The sequence below is a fragment of the Protofrankia symbiont of Coriaria myrtifolia genome, assembly GCF_900634755.1.
Classification (GTDB): Bacteria; Actinomycetota; Actinomycetes; order Frankiales; family Frankiaceae; genus Protofrankia; species Protofrankia coriariae.
The window spans coordinates 1-20,932 of record NZ_CAAAFS010000329.1 but is presented as its reverse complement, the minus strand read 5'-3'; the positions used below and the strand labels follow the sequence as shown (position 1 = coordinate 20,932).

General features: G+C 70.2%; 18 protein-coding genes, 1 tRNA gene and 1 pseudogene. 4 read left to right on the top strand and 16 right to left on the bottom strand.

All coding sequences use genetic code 11. From position 1 onward, the window contains the following. Window positions 1-235: 235 nt before the first annotated feature. Entirely contained in the window at window positions 236-994 is a 759-nt protein-coding gene (locus tag CM1CMNOD_RS19375; protein ID WP_013875287.1) for a peptidoglycan-binding protein, read from the bottom strand. Window positions 995-1,558: 564 nt separating this feature from the next. Between CM1CMNOD_RS19375 and CM1CMNOD_RS19370 the strand changes: the two genes are divergently transcribed. Next, complete coding sequence (locus tag CM1CMNOD_RS19370) at window positions 1,559-2,050, top strand: protein-tyrosine phosphatase family protein (protein ID WP_013875286.1); 492 nt, start codon at window positions 1,559-1,561, stop codon at window positions 2,048-2,050. A 147-nt stretch (window positions 2,051-2,197) separates the two neighbouring features. On the opposite strand, the gene CM1CMNOD_RS19365 is transcribed toward CM1CMNOD_RS19370, so the two are convergent. Then, the gene (locus CM1CMNOD_RS19365) at window positions 2,198-2,584 is read right to left on the bottom strand and encodes an ArsR/SmtB family transcription factor (RefSeq protein ID WP_013875285.1); all 387 of its coding nucleotides are present in this window, start codon (window positions 2,582-2,584) and stop codon (window positions 2,198-2,200) included. A 94-nt stretch (window positions 2,585-2,678) separates the two neighbouring features. Between CM1CMNOD_RS19365 and CM1CMNOD_RS19360 the strand changes: the two genes are divergently transcribed. Continuing rightward, window positions 2,679-4,688 (top strand): heavy metal translocating P-type ATPase, encoded by a 2,010-nt coding sequence (locus CM1CMNOD_RS19360; protein WP_013875284.1) that lies wholly within the window; start codon window positions 2,679-2,681, stop codon window positions 4,686-4,688. 437 nt (window positions 4,689-5,125) lie between these two features. On the opposite strand, the gene CM1CMNOD_RS23755 is transcribed toward CM1CMNOD_RS19360, so the two are convergent. The 13 genes and pseudogenes from CM1CMNOD_RS23755 to CM1CMNOD_RS19300 all read right to left on the bottom strand — a co-directional run bounded on the left by CM1CMNOD_RS23755 (window position 5,126) and on the right by CM1CMNOD_RS19300 (window position 17,030). Continuing rightward, entirely contained in the window at window positions 5,126-5,254 is a 129-nt protein-coding gene (locus tag CM1CMNOD_RS23755; protein WP_013875283.1) for a hypothetical protein, read from the bottom strand. After that, window positions 5,251-5,598, bottom strand: coding sequence for a GntR family transcriptional regulator (locus CM1CMNOD_RS19355; protein ID WP_013875282.1), 348 nt, complete (start codon window positions 5,596-5,598; stop codon window positions 5,251-5,253). Before CM1CMNOD_RS19355 ends, CM1CMNOD_RS23755 begins: the two co-directional genes overlap by 4 nt. A gap of 404 nt (window positions 5,599-6,002) precedes the next feature. Then, window positions 6,003-6,076 (bottom strand) — tRNA-Ala (locus CM1CMNOD_RS19350). 15 nt (window positions 6,077-6,091) lie between these two features. Further along, window positions 6,092-6,364 (bottom strand): hypothetical protein, encoded by a 273-nt coding sequence (locus CM1CMNOD_RS23375; RefSeq protein WP_241247656.1) that lies wholly within the window; start codon window positions 6,362-6,364, stop codon window positions 6,092-6,094. A gap of 1,013 nt (window positions 6,365-7,377) precedes the next feature. Beyond that, window positions 7,378-7,941, bottom strand: coding sequence for a hypothetical protein (locus CM1CMNOD_RS19340; RefSeq protein WP_043604121.1), 564 nt, complete (start codon window positions 7,939-7,941; stop codon window positions 7,378-7,380). A 141-nt stretch (window positions 7,942-8,082) separates the two neighbouring features. Beyond that, window positions 8,083-9,501, bottom strand: a complete 1,419-nt coding sequence (locus tag CM1CMNOD_RS19335) for a hypothetical protein (protein WP_013875279.1) — start codon at window positions 9,499-9,501, stop codon at window positions 8,083-8,085. Between the two features lie 537 nt (window positions 9,502-10,038). Next, the gene (locus CM1CMNOD_RS19330; protein WP_013875277.1) at window positions 10,039-10,671 is read right to left on the bottom strand and encodes a GNAT family N-acetyltransferase; all 633 of its coding nucleotides are present in this window, start codon (window positions 10,669-10,671) and stop codon (window positions 10,039-10,041) included. Next, window positions 10,668-11,342: a MogA/MoaB family molybdenum cofactor biosynthesis protein gene (locus tag CM1CMNOD_RS19325; RefSeq protein ID WP_013875276.1), complete on the bottom strand. Its 675-nt coding sequence runs from the start codon at window positions 11,340-11,342 to the stop codon at window positions 10,668-10,670. Before CM1CMNOD_RS19325 ends, CM1CMNOD_RS19330 begins: the two co-directional genes overlap by 4 nt. Then, complete coding sequence (gene moaC / locus CM1CMNOD_RS19320; RefSeq protein WP_050803835.1) at window positions 11,339-11,803, bottom strand: cyclic pyranopterin monophosphate synthase MoaC; 465 nt, start codon at window positions 11,801-11,803, stop codon at window positions 11,339-11,341. Before moaC ends, CM1CMNOD_RS19325 begins: the two co-directional genes overlap by 4 nt. A 53-nt stretch (window positions 11,804-11,856) precedes the next feature. Further along, entirely contained in the window at window positions 11,857-13,140 is a 1,284-nt protein-coding gene (gene glp, locus CM1CMNOD_RS19315; protein WP_013875274.1) for a molybdotransferase-like divisome protein Glp, read from the bottom strand. Window positions 13,141-13,213: 73 nt separating this feature from the next. Then, window positions 13,214-14,143 carry a UTP--glucose-1-phosphate uridylyltransferase GalU gene (galU, locus tag CM1CMNOD_RS19310; RefSeq protein ID WP_013875273.1) on the bottom strand — a complete coding sequence of 310 codons (930 nt, stop codon included), beginning with the start codon at window positions 14,141-14,143 and terminating at the stop codon, window positions 13,214-13,216. Between the two features lie 171 nt (window positions 14,144-14,314). Next, complete coding sequence (locus CM1CMNOD_RS19305) at window positions 14,315-14,911, bottom strand: HD domain-containing protein (RefSeq protein WP_013875272.1); 597 nt, start codon at window positions 14,909-14,911, stop codon at window positions 14,315-14,317. A gap of 498 nt (window positions 14,912-15,409) precedes the next feature. Continuing rightward, window positions 15,410-17,030: pseudogene (locus CM1CMNOD_RS19300) on the bottom strand (hydantoinase B/oxoprolinase family protein). A gap of 678 nt (window positions 17,031-17,708) precedes the next feature. Here CM1CMNOD_RS19300 and CM1CMNOD_RS19295 point away from each other — a divergent pair. Next, window positions 17,709-18,353 (top strand): adenylate kinase family protein, encoded by a 645-nt coding sequence (locus CM1CMNOD_RS19295; RefSeq protein ID WP_013875270.1) that lies wholly within the window; start codon window positions 17,709-17,711, stop codon window positions 18,351-18,353. Between the two features lie 258 nt (window positions 18,354-18,611). Next, a complete protein-coding gene (gene hisS / locus CM1CMNOD_RS19290; protein WP_013875269.1) occupies window positions 18,612-19,931 on the top strand; it encodes a histidine--tRNA ligase in 1,320 nt (439 codons plus the stop codon). A gap of 35 nt (window positions 19,932-19,966) precedes the next feature. Here the strand turns inward: hisS and CM1CMNOD_RS19285 are convergent, their stop codons facing one another. Continuing rightward, entirely contained in the window at window positions 19,967-20,767 is an 801-nt protein-coding gene (locus CM1CMNOD_RS19285) for a hypothetical protein (protein WP_013875268.1), read from the bottom strand. Window positions 20,768-20,932: the final 165 nt, after the last annotated feature.

Below are 20,932 nucleotides of genomic sequence, written 5' to 3'. Positions count from 1 at the left end.
AGCCGCCAATAGTCGGCCATCAGTCGACGCGGCCGTGGCGCGGCGTGGCGTGCTCCCGTCGCCTCCGTTCAGCCATCACGCCCGTCCCCGAAGGGGCCGACCAGGCCGGTGACCACCGAACGGCGCCGAACCCGCCGCCCCTCCCGGGCGCCCCGGCCGTCCCGGCGCAAAGCTCACTCCATCGGTTCCGGCGGCACCCGCCGAAGATATTTTTTCGCGACCGGACGGTTCACGGTCACCGTCCTTTGAGGTCGAGAACGTAATCCAGGACCTCCCAGGTGTTCGCGCCGACGGTCCCACCGATCTCGGGCACCTTGAAGAAATCCTGAAAATCGCGGACGGCCCGCTCCGTCAGCGGGCCAAAATCCCCGTCCGGAGACAGCCGGTCGGGATTGTTTCCTTCCCGGCCGGTCACGATGTTCAACGCGTTCTGCAGGGTCTGGACGGGACTTCCGGGATCCGGGAAAATGCCGGTGGACGAATGATCCTTCGCGCCTCTGGCCAGATTCGGGTAACGCAGGAACCTGTTTCCGGCCGGAAACAGGTCGGTGAAGTCTACCCCCAGCCAGACCGCCCTGTCGTTCACGCCGTACGTCCTGCTGACAACCTCGTCCCGGTTGCCGACGTTCCCCTCGACCGTCGTTATCGTCCGGCCGAACCGTTCGACGCACCAGCCGATGTGCGTCTCCACGGGGGCTACCCCGGTCCGCGTCAGCGTCCAGTCGAAGGCCACCATCATGCCCGGCTGAATCGCGTCCGGCGCCCGTTTTCTCCTGTTTTTGGACGCCCAGCTGGCCAGGTCGACGACCCCGGCGGTCTTGTACGGCAGGGTCACGCCGGCATAGCCGGCCACCACGTAGCAGAACATGACGCACCAGGGCTGGCCGTCCGCGCCGAATTCACGGCCGTACTTGGTGAAGTTGTCGCGCCCGCTGGGCTGATAGGTGACTTCCTCGCGCCGGCAGGCGGCGACAAGATCCTGCAGGGTCGCCATGCGGACGTCTCCTTCCGGAACACACGCCGGCGGACAGTTCCCCTGGCCCGGCCGCCGCATCCGGGATCATGCGCTGGGAAGAAACCCGGATGTCGAGGAGGTCCGCCATGTCGGAGCGTAGTCCGCCGAGTCGGGGCATCCCGCCGGTGACGGAATTCTGTCATTGTCTTGACAGCCTGCCAGGCCGGTGCGCAAACGCTGCCCGGACAATCCCGATCCGCACGGCCAACGACCGGGCGGATACGAGAATCAAATCCGTTCCACATATCTTCTCTTCGGCTGCCCCACGGGGCGCCGCGGCTATGTCACCCGGCCTCGCTCCATACCGCGTCGCCCCTGCCATTGTCGTGTTGCCGCGGCCATGCCGGCATCCCGGGCAGGCCATATCGCCCCTGTCAACCACCGGCCCACCATCATCACGATGTGTATGGCAGGGCCACGACAGGCCACGACAGGCCACGACAGGCCACGACAGGCCACGACAGGCCACGACAGGCCACGACAGGCCACGACAGGCCACGACAGGCCACGACAGGCATTGTGAGCAACAGGCATGATGCGTCGATGAGCGGCCAACTCACCGGTGCGATCACGCTGCCCGACGGGACCATGGTGCGCGGACGTGGCCGGCGCGAACCTCTACCGCCCGGGCCGCTGCCCGACTATGGCCTCTACCTCGCGTCGCGCCACCGGTTCCCGCGGCCCCACGGGAACCGGTGGCATCCCGCCTGGCCCGCGGACTGGATCGACTGGCCCGACTTCCGCACCCCCCGGGACGGCGGGACGGCCGCCGCCACGATCTGCCACGCCTACCTGCTCGCCCGCCGCGGGCAGCGGGTCGAGGTCGCCTGTGGCGGCGGCACCGGCCGCACCGGAACCGTCCTTGCCTGCATGGCCATCCTCGCCGGCCACCCCGCCGCCGACGCCGTTGACTGGACCCGGCGGCACTACCGGCCGCGAGCGGTCGAAACCCCCGGCCAACGACGCTGGATCAGATGGTTCGCCGCCCACCACTCCGAGGCCCAGATCAGCCGCGATCCCGGTGAGAACCGGTAGCACCGCGGATAGCCAGGCGCCCTGCGCCGTCTGCGTCGTCCGTTCCCCAGTTGGTTTCCGAGGCCCCGCATGCGATGGCCATCGCCTCGTCGGGCGACGGCCCGCGACGGGATCGTCGTCGGCCTGGCGTTCCTGCCCGCACGGTCGTCAGCCGGTTGCGGTTGCGGGGACGCCGATGTGGGTGGTGGTGTCCCCGCGGGGATGGTCGGGCAGGTCCCGGTCGGCGTGGTCGGCGTGGAACAGCCCTTCGGTGAGCAGAGCCTGCACGTGCACGTCGGCCGCGGAGTAGTACACGAACGTGCCCTCGCGGCGGCCGCGGACCAGACCGGCCAGGCGCAGCTTGGCCAGGTGCTGGCTGACCGCCGTGGGGGCGGCGCCGACCAGTTCGGCCAGGCAGGCCACCGACGACTCGCCGTGCAGCAGCGCCCAGAGAATCTTTATGCGGGTGGGGTCGGCGAGCAGCCGGAAGGCTTCGGCGGCGAGGTGGACCTGCTCGTCGTTGGGCATCTGGAAATCCGGCAGCGACCCGTGCACCCTTTCACCTTAGTCCGAGCATCGCTGCACGTCTGTACGTCTGCATGTCTGTGCAGATAGCTTTCTAATTGACTATCTTCATACCTTCGCATGTATGTTGATAGCTGTGACGCTCCTGACCGGCTCTGCCGCGACAGTGGCAGGGCAGCCCGCGCGCCAGCGCCAGCACCCGCCCCACCGACGGGCCGCCACCGTGTGCGCGCTGGCTCAGGTGCGCTGGGCGGCGCTGGCCGTCGTGCTGTTCCTGCTGGGCGGGTCCGCGCACCTGGCGGGAGCGCCCTGGCCGGTGTGGTGGGGGCTGTATCTGGTCTGCTGTGCCGCCGGCGGCTGGGAGCCGGCGCGGGCCGGGCTGTCCGCGCTGCGTGGCCGCGTCCTGGACGTGGACCTGCTGATGGTCGTCGCCGCGCTCGGCGCCGCCAGCATCGGTCAGGTCTTCGACAGCGCCCTGCTGATCGTCATCTTCGCCTCCTCGGGAGCGCTGGAGGCCGTCGCGACCGCCCGGACCGCCGACTCCGTGCACGCCCTGCTCGACCTGGCTCCCGAACGGGCCACCCGCGTCCGTCCCGACGGCACCGAGGAGGTCGTCGACGCGGCCGACCTGAACGTCGGCGACATGATGAGCGTGCGTCCCGGCGAGCGCATCGGCGCGGACGCGGTGCTGGTGGCGGGAGCGAGCGAGGTCGACCAGGCCACGATCACCGGCGAGCTGGTGGCGGTGCCCAGGCTGCCGGGCGACGAGGTGTTCGCCGGCACCCTCAACCGCACCGGGTCGTTCACCGCGCGGATCCACCGCCGCCCGGACGAGTCGATGATCGCCCGCATCGCCGCCCTGGTCGAGGAGGCGTCGGCGACCAGGGCGAGAACCCAGCTGCTCATCGAAAAGGTCGAGCGGCACTACTCCGTCGGGGTGGTCGTGGCGACCGTGGCCCTGTTCGTGGTCCCGCTGCTGTTCGGCGGGGCACCGGAACCGGCCCTGCTCCGAGCCATGACCTTCATGATCGTCGCTTCGCCGTGCGCGGTCGTGCTGGCGACGATGCCGCCGCTGCTGTCCGCGATCGCCAACGCCGGCCGGCACGGCGTGCTGGTCAGGTCGGCCGTCGTCATGGAGCAACTGGCCGGCACGACGGTGGTGGCCTTCGACAAGACCGGAACCCTGACCGAGGGCACACCCCGCCTCGCCGGCATCCACGCCGCGCCGGCGGCGGGCCTTGCCGACGACGACCTGCTACGGCTGGCCGCCGGCGCCGAACGTCACAGCGAACACCCCGTCGCCGCGGCGGTGCTGGGCGCCGCCCGCGGACGCGGACTGACGATTCCCGCCGCCGAGGATTTCGCGTCCGTGCCCGGACGCGGCGTCAGCGCCACCGTCGACGGGCACCGGGTCCACGTGGGTAGCCCTGGCTTGCTGGACGGCGCGCCGTTACCGCCATCCGGTGCTGTCGCCGCCCGCGCGCAGGTGCGCGCCGCCGTCGAGGCCGCCCAGGCCGCCGGGCACACCACGGTGGTGCTCACCGTCGACGGCGTCCCCGCCGGGGTGCTCACCGTGGCCGACCGGGTGCGTCCACACGCCGCCGACACCGTGCGCGCCCTGGCCGCGCTCACCGGCAGCACACCGCTCCTGCTCACCGGCGACAACGCCGGCGCCGCCGGCCGCCTCGCCGCCGAGGTCGGCATCCGCGATCCGCATGCCGGGCTGCTGCCAACCGACAAGGTCGCCCTGGTCCGCGCGTTGCAGCGGGATGGTCGATGCGTCCTGCTGGTCGGCGACGGGGTCAACGACGCCCCCGCCCTGGCCGCCGCCGACGTCGGCGTGGCCATGGGCCGCCACGGCTCCGATCTGGCGTTGCAGGCGGCTGACATCGTCCTCGTCCACGACGACCTGACCGCCCTGACGAACATGATCGCTCTGGCCCGCAGGGCCCGCCGCCTCGTCAGCGTCAACCTGGCCATGGCGGCGGTGTTCATCGCCACGCTGGTCGCCTGGGACCTGTTCGGGCACCTGTCCCTGCCGCTGGGTGTGGCCGGCCACGAAGGCTCCACCATTCTGGTCGGCCTCAACGGCCTACGCCTGCTGCACCCCCGCGCCTGGCATCGTCGGAGGTAGCGAAACTCCCGGAGGGGAGCGAGCAAAACCAGCCCGCAATCCTGCGCGACCCTGATACGAACTGTGAATACGAACTCGGTTTTCTCTCAACGGCAGCATCGATGTCGTGCTTGCCGCGGGCGCAGGTGTCCGGGGCGCGATCGCATACGGACCCCCTCCGTACAGTGCGCAGAGGAGGGGCCGACACCCATCCGCCGAGCGCGGCCCGGTCGGCAGAACCGGCCCGCAGGGTGAGCCAGGCCGAAATGAGCCAGATCGTCGCGGTCAGTCCCGCGGGCATCCCGACCCAGAACAGGATGGCCCTCTTCGTGCGGTCGGGGAGGCGAGGAAGCACGGTCGTCACGGCCCCAACGAGCGCCGCCGTCAGAGACAGCGTGAACGTGAAGATGAGCACGCCGGTCGTCGGGAGGCTGTCATCGGCGGCGCCCAGGTCGGACCTAGTGCGAAGCGATCCGCTCGGGCAGCTGGCCGCGCCAGATCAGCCAGGACGCACCAATCGTGGCTGCCGGCAGGAACAGGCTCACCACGGCGATCGCCCACCGCGTCTGCCGCCGCGTGTCGCTCACGCCTGCTCCAGCAGACGGGAGATGTCCTGAAGGGAGAGGCCGAGCTTCCTCGCCTCGGCCGCGAGCTGTGCGGCAAGCTCGATCACCCTGACCATCGCCGCGTTCGCTTCCGGGCGCACCCACGCACCCCGTCCCTGGCGCATCTCGATCACGCCCTCATCCCGTAGCCGTGCGTAGGCGCGCAGGACGGTGTGCATATTGACCTTTAATGCCCGAGCGAGGTCTCGCGCGGCGGGGAGGCGCTCACCCGGCGCGAGGTCGCCAGAGACGACAGCCGCCCGCACCTGCACCGCGATCTGATCGGCCAGCGACACGGATGAGGCCGTGTCCACTCGAAACAACATGTTCGCAATGATAGTAGAACTACACCGCATGGCATGTGGTGCGCGGGTGTCTCGGTATCGTCTCAATAGCGCGCCCAGTGATGGGGATCGCAACCAGCTGGCCCTAGAAGATATCGCTACCTGACGTTCGGCTCCACGGACGAGCGACGGACAAATGATCAAAGGCTCTGACCAGAGCAATCTGATCAGAGCCTTGACCTGCCGATACAGGTAGAGCTGAGGGATGAAACCTGAACCCCGATCTAGCCCGCTACCTGCGAAAACGCGGCTAACCACCCGCAACGGCCACCCCACCCGGCCGGGCGAAGCCCGGCACCGGGGGTTCCAGGAGGTCGCCCCCCTGGACAGACATCGCGACCCCGGCGAAGCCGAACATAGCTCGGCGAGCACGAAGAGTTAGCCTGTGGAGGTGAGGGGACTCGAACCCCTGGCCTCCTCCGTGCGAGGGAGGCGCTCTACCAGGCTGAGCTACACCCCCTGGAGTTCTTGCAGCTTACAGCAGACCGGACGGATGTGGTGGACGGCCCCCGCTGAGCAGTTCCTGCCCCGCCGCGGCCGGTGTCGGGGATGCCTCAGCCTTCCGCGCCCTGGGTACCAGCGGGGCCAGGGTAGGGCCGGCGACCGGGTCGGCCTCGCACATCAGCCGGGCGAAGAACGTTGCCGCGGCGGCGGGCCGCAGGAGCCCTGCCTCGTGGCCGCGCCAGCCGTATTCTCGGCCGCCGTCGAGGATAACCCGAAAATCCGGTGCGTCCTCACGGTCGAACACCATGCGAACGCTGTCGGGAATATGGCCGTTGCCCGTCGGGCCACCGGTATGTGTACCATTATCCGTGTTCGGAAGGGGTGGAGCCGAATGTCCGAAAGGCCAGCGCCCGAATGAGGGGCCGTCCAGCGGGTAGTTTACCCAGAGCGACAAGCCTTCTTCTGGGACCCACCGTGGATCCCAGAACGGCAGTTGCCACATCGCACGGCCGGGGCAGAACAACAACAGCTCCACCCGCACTCCACGGCACCGTAGATGGAACCCGACCCCGTCCGGACGCAGTCCTCGTAGTTCCACCGGTACGGCGCAGCTGCGAGGGCACAGCCGGAACCCGGCAGCCCGCAGGCTCGAGGTCCACTCCTCGAACGTCGGCTCCCGGGGGCCAGGGTCGCCCGGCGTCGTCCTGTACCGCTGACCGCGGTGGCCGTTACTCACTGTGACGCCCCTTTGCGCTCACGTTGGTGATGACAGGCGGCGGAACAAGTAACGGAGGGACGTCCGTACTGCCGACAGGCCCGGCTTTCAGCAACCGCGTCGTATGCTGAAGCACATTGGGCGAGGACAGCCACAGCGATCGAATCGGGCAATTGCGACCGGCACGAACAGGTTTTCCCGAAACGAACTGGACTTCTCCGACTAATGGACCCTCGCGTGCATGACCGGTGACGCAAGGGCGGTCATGCACGTCAGGAGAAGAAAGCGGACGTCAGCGCACGCGAGGGCGCGGACAACAGCATCCCGCGTTCGTGCACGTGGCAGCCCCGGCAGGTAGCTCGGGAAACTGTGGCGCGCACATGGTCACGGAGCCATTATGCACAGCGCACCCCAACACGAGTCCATATGATCTAGGTCAGTTCGATCGCGGTTGACAACGCTCCATCGACCTACCGGGCCGCCGGCCGCGTGGCCACCGGGGCCCGTGGCCTGCGGGTACGAGCCCGGCCGCGTGCGGCCTTACCCCCGGACGCCGGCCGGCCCGCCGCACAGGCCGTGGCACAGACCCCAGTAGGGGGCCTTCAGCCAAGGGTCGGCACCGCTACGACCCGCAGACCCGCGTGCCTGGCCTTGTCGACGAGGTCGTCGGTCACCGACGCCCGATGTGAGACGACCGGGCGCAGCACCAGTGCGACGATCTCCTCGTCAGCGGTCTGCCGCAACCGCGCCGCGCGCTCAAACAGGCGCGTGTTCGTCCGGTGGTAGACGCCGGCGTCCCTGACCTCGTCGAGAATCTCCAGCTCGTCCGGTTTCAGCGAGCTGATCAGCTGGTCGTATCGGAGACACCACTGCGGTCCCCTGTCCTCGACCGACGTCTGCTTGAACGTGGGCACGTCGAAGGGCAGCACCACGCGTACGGGGAGCCCTTTCGAGCGCGCGGCCGCCAGCACCACCAGGTCGGCTCCGGACGCCGCCGCGCCGACCAGCAGCCGTGGACGCAGTGCGTCAAGCGCGTCAGCGGTCCGACGTTCGACGACGGGAACGTCACGCTCACGAAACCGCGGCGGGTTGGTGGCACGGCTGTCGATCTGCACACCGCCGAAGACAACGATCATCGACGACCTGCCACGGTCCCGATCGGTCATGACTCTTCCATCTGTTCACCGGCTGCCCACTGCTCACCGGATACCCGGCACGAGGGTGTCCGGTGCTTGAGGGTATCCGCCGATCGCGCAACCATCAGTGGCCGCGCCCTCACGGCCATCTCAACGGTTACCCGGACAGGATCAGCCGGTCAGCTCCCGACCGCATGCCTGCGCAACAGTTCGTCGGCCTCGCTCGGATCGTCGCTGCCCGACGCGGGCTGCTGCGAGCCGGGTACCGATGTCGCTGTCGGGCCAGCGGTCAGCCCGCCATGTGTCCCCGGTGGGTTGACCTGCACCCGGCCCGGCCTGGAGGTGTTCGGACGGCCGGCTGTCCGGGCAGCCGGCCGGGCAGCCGGCCGCCGACCCGGGCGTCTGCCCGGGGTCCTGGGCGCCATCCGCCTCAGCGGCATCCGCGGAGCCGTCGGCATCGGCGTTCCCGGCGGCCTCCACGGCGAACTCGACGTCGTCGGGGCCGGCGTGTGCGTACTCCGGATCGCTGGCGGCATCAGCCGCGGCGACTTGCGCGGTGGCCGTCCAGCGCCGGGCGGGATCGTCCGCAGCCTGGCCGTGGGCCGTGCCACCAGCGGCCGGACCGTCGACCACGGATCTGTCGACAGTGGACCTGTCGACAGCCGTGCCGTCGATGACGGTGCCCTCAAGGACCTGTCCTCGTGGGAAGCCACCGACCGCCGTGGTCCGGGCGGCGGCAGCGGCGACCCGCGAAAGATCCACCGTCTGCGCGTTCGCCACCGCAAGATCGTCTTCGGAGACGCCGCGGCCGGCGGGCGCGCCATGGGGACCCGCGGCCGGGTCGGACAGCCGGAACGGTTCGCTACCAGACGCCCAGGGCCCGGCCGCGCTGCCGCCCGCGTCACCACCAAGGCCGGTGCCAGCGGCACCCGGGCCGGGCAGCCGGTAGCCGTACCGGACGGCGCGCTCGGCGGCGATCCGCCGGTCCAGCGCGAAGCGGGAGGCGCGCAGCCGCCGCTCGGCCTGGGCCGTCCTGCGCAGGTGCGCGACATAGCCGACAACAGCCGCGTCCGCCAGGAGCTGGATGGCGATCCACACGCCGCCCAGCAGCCCGGCGAGCAACGCGGTCACCGGAATCACGGCCAGCAGGACGAACAGCCGCCGCCTGCGCAGCCGGATCAGAGCCCGCCGGTCGGTGTTCGTGCCAGCGGCGGCATGCGGACGGGTCGGGGAAGCGGGCGGACGTGCCACGGGAACACCACGCCACTGCCCGCCGGGACTCCCACCAGGCCCGTGCGTGACCCGCGCCGACATGGGGGGCCGAACCGACGTGGGGGGCCGAGCCTGCTCGGCCATCCGAATCGGCTCACCGTCGTCCGGATCATCGTCACCCGGACCAGAAGAAGCAGCCGGCCGCATCGCGAACTCCCTGTCCAGCCGCGACGCCCCTCGGCGTGACAGGACGCGCATCGCCGTAGTGAAACGTTCCGCCGATCGCTGTTCCAGCGTGCTGTCATGATGCCTCACCCACATCGGGATAAGCACGAAACCCCAGACCGCGACGATCGCGAGCCAGATCAGCGCGCTCATGACCGCGTGTCCGGAAGACGGCATCGGACCGCGAACCACGAAGCGTCCGTACGAGCCTCAGGCGGCGCGGACTGCCGTACAGGCGAGTTGACCATGGACGGTGGCCTTCCTGCCGACTCGGATATCGAAGATGACGTTGGCGGACCCGGACCCCGCATGTCGACCGCGCCGAAAACGAGGGGCTCCGACGGCCCGATCATGGGCGTTCGCGCCGGAGAGGACAGGGACGCCCGGCGGCGCGACGCCTCTATCCTCAGGCGCTTCGAGGAACGCTAGTGAGCGAATACCGTCCGGTCACCGACCCGAAGAGCGCGTGTCGCGACATCGCAGCCCACATCACGTTCACGCTTAGTAACTGAATTGAGGTCGAGAAAAGCCCACCGGGCCGACCAACATCACGAAACGGCGACTCGCACAGCACAAAAGGATCTTAACGGACAGACAAACCATGACAACCATCCCTACGTATGGCCGACGTCACATCTGAAAGTAGATGTTTGACTACTCTCAGTTAATGTCGGGTAGGCGCTGTTGATCTCAGCTATCTGGCGTGCGGACGCTGTGCCAGCGGTTCAGCAGTCCTTCCGGAGCGTCCTCCATGGTGATGGCGTAGCTGATGTGGTCCCGGTAAGCCCCGCCGATCGCCAGATAGCGCCGGTGGAACCCCTCCTCGCGGAACCCGAGCTTTTCCACCACCCGCCGGCTCGCGGTGTTCTCCGGCCGGACGTGCGCCTCCACCCGGTGCAGCGCCACCACCGTGAAAGAGTGATCCACCACCAGCGCCAATGCGGTCGGGGTTATCCCACGGCCGGCATACATACGGTCAACCCAGTAACCGACATGGCCGCTGTTCAACGCCCCACGAACGATCGTGGAAACGGTGATCTGCCCTACCAGCCGGCCCTCGAACGTCACGGCGAACGGCAGGGCCTGGCCAAGACGTGCCTGCTGCCGCAGCCGCCGCACCATCTGGAGGTAAACCCCGACGGTCTGGCGCCGCGCCCACGCGTCATCGGTGGCGGGCAGCGCCTTCGGTGTCGCCTCCCACGGCGCGAGCCAGTCGCCGTTGCGTAGCCGGATGTCGACCCAGGTCGCGGCCTCGCGCAGCCGCAGGGGACGCACACCCACCGGCCCGTCCGTGAGACTCACCGGCCACCCGGGCGCACTCATCCCGTCTTCTTCCGCGGGCTCCGGCCGGCGTCCGCCGCGTCATCGGCATGATCGCGACGGCCGTCACGGGAGTCCGCGTGATCGTGACGGCCGTCGCGGGAGCCGGCGTGATGATGCTCCCCGCCGCCCCTGATCTGCGCGACGGCATGCCCGACCACGCCGGCGAGCACGGCCATCCCGTCGGCGACGCCACCGGTGGAGCCCGGCAGGTTCACCACCAGCGTCCCGTCCCGCACACCGGCGATCCCGCGGGAGAGGACCGCCGTCGGGACCGTCTCCCGGCCGGCCGCGCGCAGCGCCTCGGCGAGCCCGGGAACCTCACGGTCGATCACCAGCCGGGTCGCCTCCGGTGTGACGTCCCTGGGTGCGAGCCCGGTGCCGCCGGTGGTGACGACCAGATGGGCCCCGGCGCGCACCGCCGCCGTCAGCGCGGCCACGATCGCGTCGGACTCGTCCGGGACGACAACCACGTCGTCGACGGCGAACCCGATCCGGCCGAGCGCCCCGGCCGCCAGCGGCCCAGAGCGGTCGGCGTACCCGCCGGTGTGCGCGCGGTCCGAAACGGTGATCACCCGGGCGCGGGCCCCGGCCGGCACCCCGGACGACCCGGCCGGCGTTCCCGGGGCTGTCGGCTCTCCGGGCGGCTTGGCCGGCGTCCCCGCCTGGCTCACCGTGGCGCTCCCGCGTCCGGCGCGGCGGTGGCCGGGTGGCGCCGCCAGTCATCCGACCGCCCACCGGTCTTCACCAGCAGTTGGACGTCGGTGAGCGTCGCGGCCGGATCGACCGCCTTGACCATGTCGTGCAGCGTGAGCCCGGCCACCGCGACCGCGGTCAACGCCTCCATCTCCACACCGGTGCGGTCCGTCGTCCGGACGGTCGCGGTGATCTCAACACCATGGTCGTGGACGTCGACGTCGACCCGGACCCCCGACAGCGCGATCGGATGGCACAGCGGGATGAGCTCGGACGTGCGCTTGGCGCCCATGATGCCCGCCACCCTGGCCACCCCGAGCGCGTCCCCCTTGGGCACGCCGGCCCCGCGGAGCAGGTCGACGACGGCGGGGGTCACCCGCAGGCAGCCGCGGGCCGTCGCCGTCCGCGCGGTCACCTCCTTGGCGGAGACGTCGACCATCCGGGCGGCACCGGTGGCGTCCACGTGGGTCAGCTTCGGCCCGTCCGGCTCGGTCACCCGCCCACCTCCACGCGCCGCCGGTCGGCCGGCAGCGCCCCGCCGAGGCGGCCGGCAGCCGTCACCTCGTCGTCGAGCAGCAGCGCGGTCAGCTCCCGCCCGGCCGGCACCTCACCGCCGTCCGCCGGAACGATCAACAGCGCGTCCGCGGCCGCCAGCGCCGACAGCTGGTGGGCGCCCTGGCCACCGGTGAGATGCGCCACGGGCGGCCGGCCCTCGCCGCCATCGGCCAGCCGGACCCGCAGGTACGAACGGCGGCCCGCGGCGGCCCGCACCGGCTGGGCCGTCGTGACCACCAGCGTCGGACGGTGCACGGACGCGAGCCCGCGCATCCGCCGCAACGCGGGCCTGACGAACAGCTCGAACGACACCAGCGCGCTGACCGGATTACCGGGCAGGGTGAACACGGGCACACCGTCGAGCACCCCGAATCCCTGCGGCATCCCGGGCCGCATGGCGAGCCGCTCGAAACGGACCGTCCCCGCGGCGGCGAGGACCTGTTTGACCACGTCAAAGGCGCCCACACTCACCCCGCCGGTAGTGATCACAGCGTCGGTGTCGGTGCGGACGTCGCCGAGCAGCGCGGCGAACGCGTCCGGGGAGTCGGGCACGCCGGCAAGCCGCCGGACCCGCGCGCCCGCCTCCCGCGCCGCCGCCGCCACCGCGTGGCTGTTGGAGTCGACGATCTGCCCGGGCCCGAGCGTCCCACCGACCTCGACCAGCTCGCTGCCGGTCGACAGGACCGCCACCCGGGGACGCGGGTGGACGGTGGGCGCCGCCACGTTCAGGGCCGCGAGCAGGCCGATCTGGGCCGCGCCGAGCAGCCGCCCGGCGGGCAGGACCAGGTCGCCGACGGCCACGTCCTCCCCGGCGCGCCGGATGTTCTGCCCGGGCACGGGCGCGCGCGCCACGGTGACCTGGTCCATCCGGCCGTCGGTCCACTCGATCTGGACGACGGTGTCGGCGCCGGGCGGCAACGGCGCCCCCGTCATGATCCGGACGGCGGTGCCGGGCGCCACCGGCGCCGGGGTGCCCGGCGCGGCCGGGATGTCCCCGGTGACCGGCAGGGTCACCGGGTGGTCGGGGCCGGCGCCGGCGACGTCCGCGGCGTGCAGGGCATAGCCGTCCATGGCCGAGTTGTCGAACCCGGGCAGGGCGGTGGTCGCGTGCAGGTCGGCGGCGAGCACGCAGCCGTGGGCGGAGCCCAGCGGCAACGGCCGTGGGGGTAACGGGCCGACCGCGGCGAGGATGTCGGCGAGGTGCGCGTCCACCGACTTCACGTCGATCGCCTCACACCCATCGCCTCCACGCCGCCAGGCCCGCCGGCCACCACACCTGTCACCGGCCGGGCTCTCACGGACCGGGGTCCGCCTTGGGGCCGCCGGCGGAGACGTACTCCTCCAGCCACGGGTAGAGCTCCCCGCCGATGTCCGGCCGCTCGCAGGCGAGCCGGATCACGGCCTTGAGATAGTCCACCCGGTCACCGGTGTCGTACCGGCGTCCGGTGAAGACCACTCCGTGGACGGGCTCGCCCGCATCGTCGCCGAGGTGGGCCAGCGTCCGCAAGGCGTCGGTGAGCTGGATCTCGTTCCCGCGGCCGGGCGGCGTCTGCCGCAACACGTCGAAGACCGCTGGTGACAGGACGTACCGGCCAATGATCGCGAGGTTGCTGGGCGCCTCGTCGACCGGGGGCTTCTCCACCAGGTCCCGGATGCGGACGGTCTGGTAGCGCTCCCCCGCCGGCCCGACGGCCGTCGGGTCGACCGTCGCCACCCCGTACAACGAGACAAGATCTTCTGGAACCTCCATGAGACCGACGACGCTGCCGCCGAAACGCTCCCGCACCGCGAGCATCTCCACCAGCAGCGGATCACGCTCGTCGATCAGGTCGTCGCCGAGCAGGACCGCGAAGGGCTCGTCGCCGACGTGCCCGGCCGCGCACAGCACGGCATGGCCGAGCCCCCGCGGGGCCTGCTGGCGGACCGAGTGCACCTCGGCGAGCTCGGCCGACGCGCGGATGCGCCCCAGCCGGGTCGTGTCACCCTTGCGTTCCAGGGCCGCCTCGAGTTCGGCCTCCCGGTCGAAATGGTCCTCCACCGCCTTCTTGGTGCGGCTCGTGACAAGAAGCACATCCCGCAGACCGGCGCGGGAAGCCTCCTCCACCACATACTCGATGGCTGGCCGGTCGACGACCGGGAGCATCTCCTTGGGTAGGGACTTGGTCGCCGGCAGGAACCTGGTGCCGAGGCCCGCGGCCGGAATCACCGCCTTCTTCACTGACATGGGCGAAACCCTAGCCGCTCGACGGAGGGGTCGGTGGTTTCCATCGCGGCCGCAGCGGTTTCCACCTGCAGCTTCCCTACAGCTTCCGTAGCCGTAGGTGGAAACGGTCGCTGTCGTGACGGTTTCCGCCTACAGGACCGCTGTCACCGCTGTCACCGCTGTCGTGCGTGTTCAGGGCAGGCTGGCCAGCTCGCGGCGCAGGCTGGCGAGTTCCCGGCGCAGGTTGGCCCGGGCCATCGGTTCCCAGTGCCGGGACGCCCAGGGCGTGGCGTAGACGCGCTGATCGAGCAGCGTGCGCAGCACGGTGGCCCGGCCGGAGACCCAGCGCTCCTGCGAGACCCAGGCATACTCCCGCCGCACCCTGCGGGCGTAGACGTCGTACGCGGGCGCCGGCCGGGCCAGCACCCGCAGATCCGCGTCGTTGACCACGGCTTCGTCCGGACCCGTGGACAGGTGGGTCGCGGTCGCCCGCACCAGCCGGTCGACGCCGGCGGCCACCGACCGCGGACAGCCCAGAGCGGTCAATGTGGCGGCCGCGAGTTCGCCCGATCGGGCCTCGTTGTCACTCGTCCGCGTGTCGTAGACCGCGTCGTGGAAGAAGACCGCGAGTCTGCAGGCGGGCAGCGCGGACGTCGGGTTGTCCGCTCCGCCCGGCCGAGCCCACCCGCCGTCCCGTTCCCGGCCGCCTGCCCAGTCCCGGTCCTGCTCCCGGCCGCGGTCCCGATCGGCCGTGACGAGCAGCCGCAGCGCGGCCAACGTCTCACTCACGTGACGCAGCGTGTGGTAAAAGCGGCCGGGCTCGCAGTAGCGGAGAGCGAGATTCTCGAATGCGGACGCCCGTTCGGCGGCATCCGCCCGCGCACCCGCCGACAGCAGGGCGGCGTCGAACGACCGCGCCAGCGACGACAGCACCACCGTGTCCACCGGACCTCCCCCATGGCCACGGGGCGCAACCCCGTGGCCTCACAACCGTGACCAACCAACCGTGACTCACCGTGCCCATGAACGGACTTCGGTTCGACCATGAGTACGTTCCGTGCAGCTGCACCCCAGAAATAACCAAGTCAACCAACAAAAGATTATAAAAATAACATTGGAACAACATCATAACAGCATCGAACAAAAAATGGATCATAACGATGCCGCATACGCGACATCGCCCCGACCAAAGATCGATATCGATCTGACCGGATATGCGGCCCAGCTCCGTACATCGATCCGTACGTCCCCGGCAGCCGCCGTGGCCCTGGCGGGAGCCCTCAGCCCTCAGCCGTCGGACTGGCCCCAGCCGCCGCCGCCGGGAGTACGGATCGTGACGACCGACCCGGCCGCCAGTTCCAGACCTGCCTTGGGAGGCAGCCGCACACCGTCCACCTCGTTGCGCCCCACCGCGCCCGGCCCGCCGCCGGCAGCGCCCCGCGGGGCGCTGCCGGCGGCGGTCGGTGAGCAACGACAGGGTGGCCTCCTGAAGCACCCGGATCGAGCGCACCAGCCCCGCGCCACCGGGATGCCGACCAGCCCCGGAGGTGGCCACGTCGAGCTCGTAGCGTTCGACCCGCATCGGGTACTCCAGCTCCAGGGCTTCGATCGGGGTGTTCAGGGTGTTGGTCATGCCCACGTGCACACCGGACGGCCCCGGCCCGCGCGCGGACGCGCCCTGGCCACCGGCGAGCGTCTCGTAGTACGTCCACCCCCGCCCGCCGATGATCAGATTGTTCATCGTGCCCTGTCCCTGCGCGGGCAGGACCGGGCCGTCGCCGGGCCCGCGCTGCCCGGCCCCGTCGCCCGCCGCGGGCCCACCAGTCCCACCAGCCCCGCGGGCTGTGTGGGCTGTGCGGGCCGCGACGGCCTGGGACAGGGCCGCCAGCACCGTGTCGGCGATCCGCTGGGACGTCTCGACGTTGCCGGCGACCACGGCGGACGGCCGGCGCGCGTCCACCAGGGATCCGGGCTGCGTCAGTACCTCCAGCGGGGCGTAGGTGCCGTCGTTCGCCGGAACGTCCTCGGGCAGCAGCACCCGCAGCGCGAAACAGCAGGCCGACCGGGTGACCGCCCGCGGGCAGTTCACGTTGCCGGGCACCGCCGGTGAGGTGCCCGCGAAGTCGACCGTCAGCGCGTCGCCGTCGATCGTCACCGCCACCCGGATCGGGATGTCGTCGTCGGTCATGCCGTCGCCCTCGACCTCGCCGGCGGCGATGTACCGGCCGTCCGGCAGCCCCGCGATCATCGCCCGGGACCGTCGCTCGCCGTAGGCCAGCACCTCGGTGAACGCCGTCAGCACGACGTCCAGGCCACGGCGTTCGATCAGTTCGGCCAGCCTGGTGCCGGCCAGCTGGTTCGCCGCGGCCTGGGCCCGCAGGTCGCCGCGGCGCAGCTGCGGGGTGCGCGAGTTCGCGCAGATCAGCTCGAGGATGTCGGTGCGCCACTCACCGTCCGCGATCAGCCGCACCGGCGGGATGATGAGCCCCTCCGCGTAGATCTCCCGCGAGTCGGCCGGCATCGACCCGGGGCGCATGCCACCCATGTCCGAGTGGTGCGCCCGGGTCGCGGCAAAAGCGATGATCTCGCCGTCCGCCGCCAACGGTGACACGAGCGTGACGTCGGGCAGGTGGTTCCCGCCGGCGAACGGGTCGTTGAGCACCCACACCTCGCCGGGCAGGGCGCCGCGCGCGGCCACCGCCTGCACCGACTCGTACATGGCGCCGAGGTGCACGGGGACGTGCGCGGCCTGGGCGATCATCCGGCCGGCCCGGTCGAAGAGAGCGGCCGAGCAGTCGCGGCGTTCCTTGATGTTGGACGAGTAGGCGCTGCGGACCAGCAGCGTCCCCATCTCCTCGGCGATCCCGGCGAGCCCGCTCGCCAGTACCGACAGCGTCACCGGGTCCACCCGGCCATCTTCGCCCGCTATCGGACGCCTGTCACGAATCGGCCGGCCATGCCGGCGGCCCGCCTGGCGCCAGCCCACGCGACCGGACGCACGGCCACGGCCACGGCCACGGCCACCAGCATGGCCCGCCCACTGGTACTGCCGATACCAGTAATATTCGTCAAATATCTGCCAAAACGCCGTTTTTCGCCCGTTCCCGCAGCACCGGGAACATCGAAAAGGTCATTTTGCGCCGTTTCACCGGCGAGTACGAAGATTTCCCGGGTGCGTACCTCCCGGCCCGGACGGGCACTGGTACGGTCGGGCCTCGTTCCGGTCGGCGCGGGGCCGGCGGGCGGCGGCTGGGAACAAAGCGGCCAGAAACAAACGGCAGGGAACAGGAACGGCGCTTTGTCGAGCGAACCAGGACTGCGGGCGGCACGGCTCCCGGCGCGGCTGGAACGCTCCCGCGCGCGTCCGCCGGTCGGCGTCCGAACCGGCCGCCTCATCACCGCGCCGCAGCCTGCCACCGGGCGGGCCGAGCAGCGCCAGGGCGGGACGGACCGCACCGACGACACGGCGCCGACCCGCGGACCAACGGGACGGCACCGCGCCGGCCCGCGGCCGGGCCGTGGGGAGAACATCGCACGTAACGGGGAATCCTTGGGGACCGGAGATTTCTGGTAGTCGGAGGTGGGTATGCGCAAGTTCGTCGTCATGGGCGTGCAGGGCAGCGGCAAGGGCACGCAGGCGAAAATGCTCGCCGACGACCTTGATCTCGTCCATATCAGCGTGGGTGACATTTTTCGCTGGAACGTGCAGAGCCATACCAAACTGGGCGCCCAGGTCAAACGCATCGTCGCCAGCGGCCATCTGGTCGGTGACGACCTGGTCGAGTCGGTGGTCCGGGACAGGCTCGCCAGTCACGACTGGAACTACGGTTTCGTCATCGACGGTTTCCCCCGTAACGCCCGGCAGGCCGAATTCTTCCTGGAAAGCTACGACATCGACGGAGTGATCTACCTGGACCTGCCGGACGAGGAGGTCTACCGACGGGTGCTGGCCAGACGCCTGTGCTCCCGATGCGGGCTGGACTACAACCTCATCGCCAGCCGCCCCCGGGTGGCGGACACCTGCGACGTCTGCGGCGGCCAACTGCTGACCCGCTCGGACGACAACCCCGAGGCGCTCGAGGTCCGCCTGCGTGAATACCACGCCAGGACCAGGCCGGTGATGGAGATCTTCCAGCGCAAGGAGTACGTGGCGGTCATCGACGCCCGGCGTCCGGCCGTCGACGTCCAGAGCGAGATCCGCGAGCACTTCGGCCTGCCCAAGCTGCCGTAGCCCGGCGGCCACCGGCACAGCGCCAGAGCGGAACCGACACCGTGCCGACGCGGAACCGGCATCGGGCCAGCGCGCAGCCGGCGCCGCGTGGTGCGCCACGACGTCCGTCCCTACGTCGTGGCGCAAGGGATACGGTACGGCCGGCGGGTCATGCTGGATTCAGACGCATCCCGACCAGCCGGCCGGGACGTACATGCGGTGCCCCACCGTATCCGGTGCACGACGTCAGGTAGTCCTCGAGAGGAGAACGTTTCCGCTATGAGCAACGAGCAGCTCGTCCGGCCCGCGCCGGTCAGCGGATTCCCCGAGTGGCTGCCCGAGGTGCGACTGGTCGAGCTGCGCTGGCTCGACGAGATCCGCCGGGCCTTCGAGCGCTACGGTTTCTGTTCGGTCGAAACCCCGTCCGTCGAAGCCCTCGACGTGCTGCTCGCTAAGGGGGAGACCTCACAGGAGGTCTACACCCTGCGCCGGTTGCAGGCCGATGACGGTGACGACGGCGACGCCCGGCTCGGCCTGCACTTCGACCTCACCGTGCCGTTCGCCCGGTACGTCGCGCAGCACTTCAACGACCTAGTCTTCCCGTTCAAGCGCTACCAGGTGCAGCGGGTCTGGCGCGGCGAGCGCCCGCAGGAAGGCCGCTACCGCGAATTTACCCAGTGTGACATCGACGTCATCAACGTCGACCGCGTCCCGCTGTACTTCGACGCCGAACTCCCCCGGATCGTCCACGAGATCCTCACCGGGCTCGGCGTCCCCGCCTGGTCGATCAACATCAACAACCGGAAGGTGCTGCAGGGCTTCTACGCCGGGCTCGGCATCGACGACCCGCTCGGCGTCACCCGGGTCGCGGACAAGCTGGACAAGATAGGCACCGCCGGCGTCGAGAAACTGCTCGCCAGCACGCTCGGGCTCACCCCCGAGCAGATCACGGCCTGTCTGGACCTCGCCCACATCCGCGGCGGCGACGCCGGGGTGGCCGACGACATCCGCCGGCTCGGCGTCACCTCCGACCTGCTGGACGAGGGCCTGGACGAACTGTCGTTCGTCCTCGACGAGCTCTCCGACCTGCCCGCCGGCAGCATCGTGGCGGACCTGTCCATCGCCCGCGGCCTGGACTACTACACCGGCACCGTCTACGAGGGAAAGTTCGTCGACTGGCCGGACTACGGCAGCATCTGCTCGGGCGGCCGCTACGCCGACCTCGCCGGGTCGTTCATCCGCCGTCACCTGCCCGGCGTCGGGATATCCATCGGGCTCACCCGGATCTTCGCCAAGCTCCTGGCGGAGGGACGCCTGGAAACCGCCGCCAGCTGCCCCAGCGACATCCTGGTGGTGCTCCCCAGCGACGCCCGCCGGGCCGAGGCGAGGGCCGCGGCCGCACACCTGCGCGCCCGCGGCTACAACGTCGAGACCTACCACGAGGCCGACAAACTGGGGAAACAGATCCGCTACGCGTCGCGCAAGGGCATCCCGTTCGTCTGGTTCCCGCCGTTCGAGGACGGCAAGCCGCACGAGGTCAAGAACATGGCCAGCGGCGAACAGCTCACCGCCGACCCCCAGACCTGGCACCGCCCCTGACCCAGCGCTGTCCCGCGGTCAGGCGCCGCCCACGGTCAGGCGGGCACGGTGAACGCCCGAAGCTCGCCGCGCAGCCGGCTGAGCTCGTCTACGAGCGCGTCGTCCCAGGTATCCGGCAGCCCCGCGCCGTCGACTGTCACCTGCCTGCCAAGCCCCCTGCGCAGGCCGCGCAGGCACTCCCGTAACTCCTTCGCGGACGGGGGAACGACAGCCCGGCCCGTTCGCGCGGCCTTTTCCTTCCCATGCGAGGCCGGGCTAGCGTTACGGTAGCCAGCGAGCCTGGTAGCTGCAGGGATATGCTGCGGTTTTTTCGGATCGCACAAGGTGTACCACCCGTACTCACCGCGCCTGTCCAATCTCCCGTCACGCAGCGTTCCTTCACATAGAGCGGCTGCCCGCATGGCGCACCCCCAGGCATCGCTGTCCGCCAGTGTTTCCACCAGCCGGAGCCGATCTCGCAGGAGAAGCAACGGCGCGTGATCGTGATTAGTAATTCCGATGGAATCCAGCCATGCCTGATACGTTCCACTTCCCGTGTCGGCACGAGCCGATTGCACCCAATACACCGGAACAAGTGAAAGCCTTCGCACCTGGTCCGCGAGCGGACGCAGCCGGCGCGATCCCCGCTCGAGGAGTGCCGCCGCTGCACTGATGTCCAGATTCTCAAGCGCGGAAGCAGCGACCTCGGCGAGCTCGGCGTCACCAGCGACATGGTTGAGAATCGCGTCCTGGTCGACATCCACAATCGTGCTGTCCAAGGCCGCCACGGGATTCTGCATCTTCTGCCGCAGCTCAACCAGACGGACCGGGCAAGCAGCCCACAGCGCCCATTCCATGCCAGCCAGCAGGAGCGCAAGAGCCTGCGGCTTCGGCCCTGGCCCCACAGCGATGCGGACTTCATCGTAACTAGTCAGGTAGTTTTTGACCTTGAGTTAGCTGATCGCGGGCATCCAGGGACGGCCCTCGGCAAGTTGGACGAGTGGAGGGTTCCCACTTTCGTG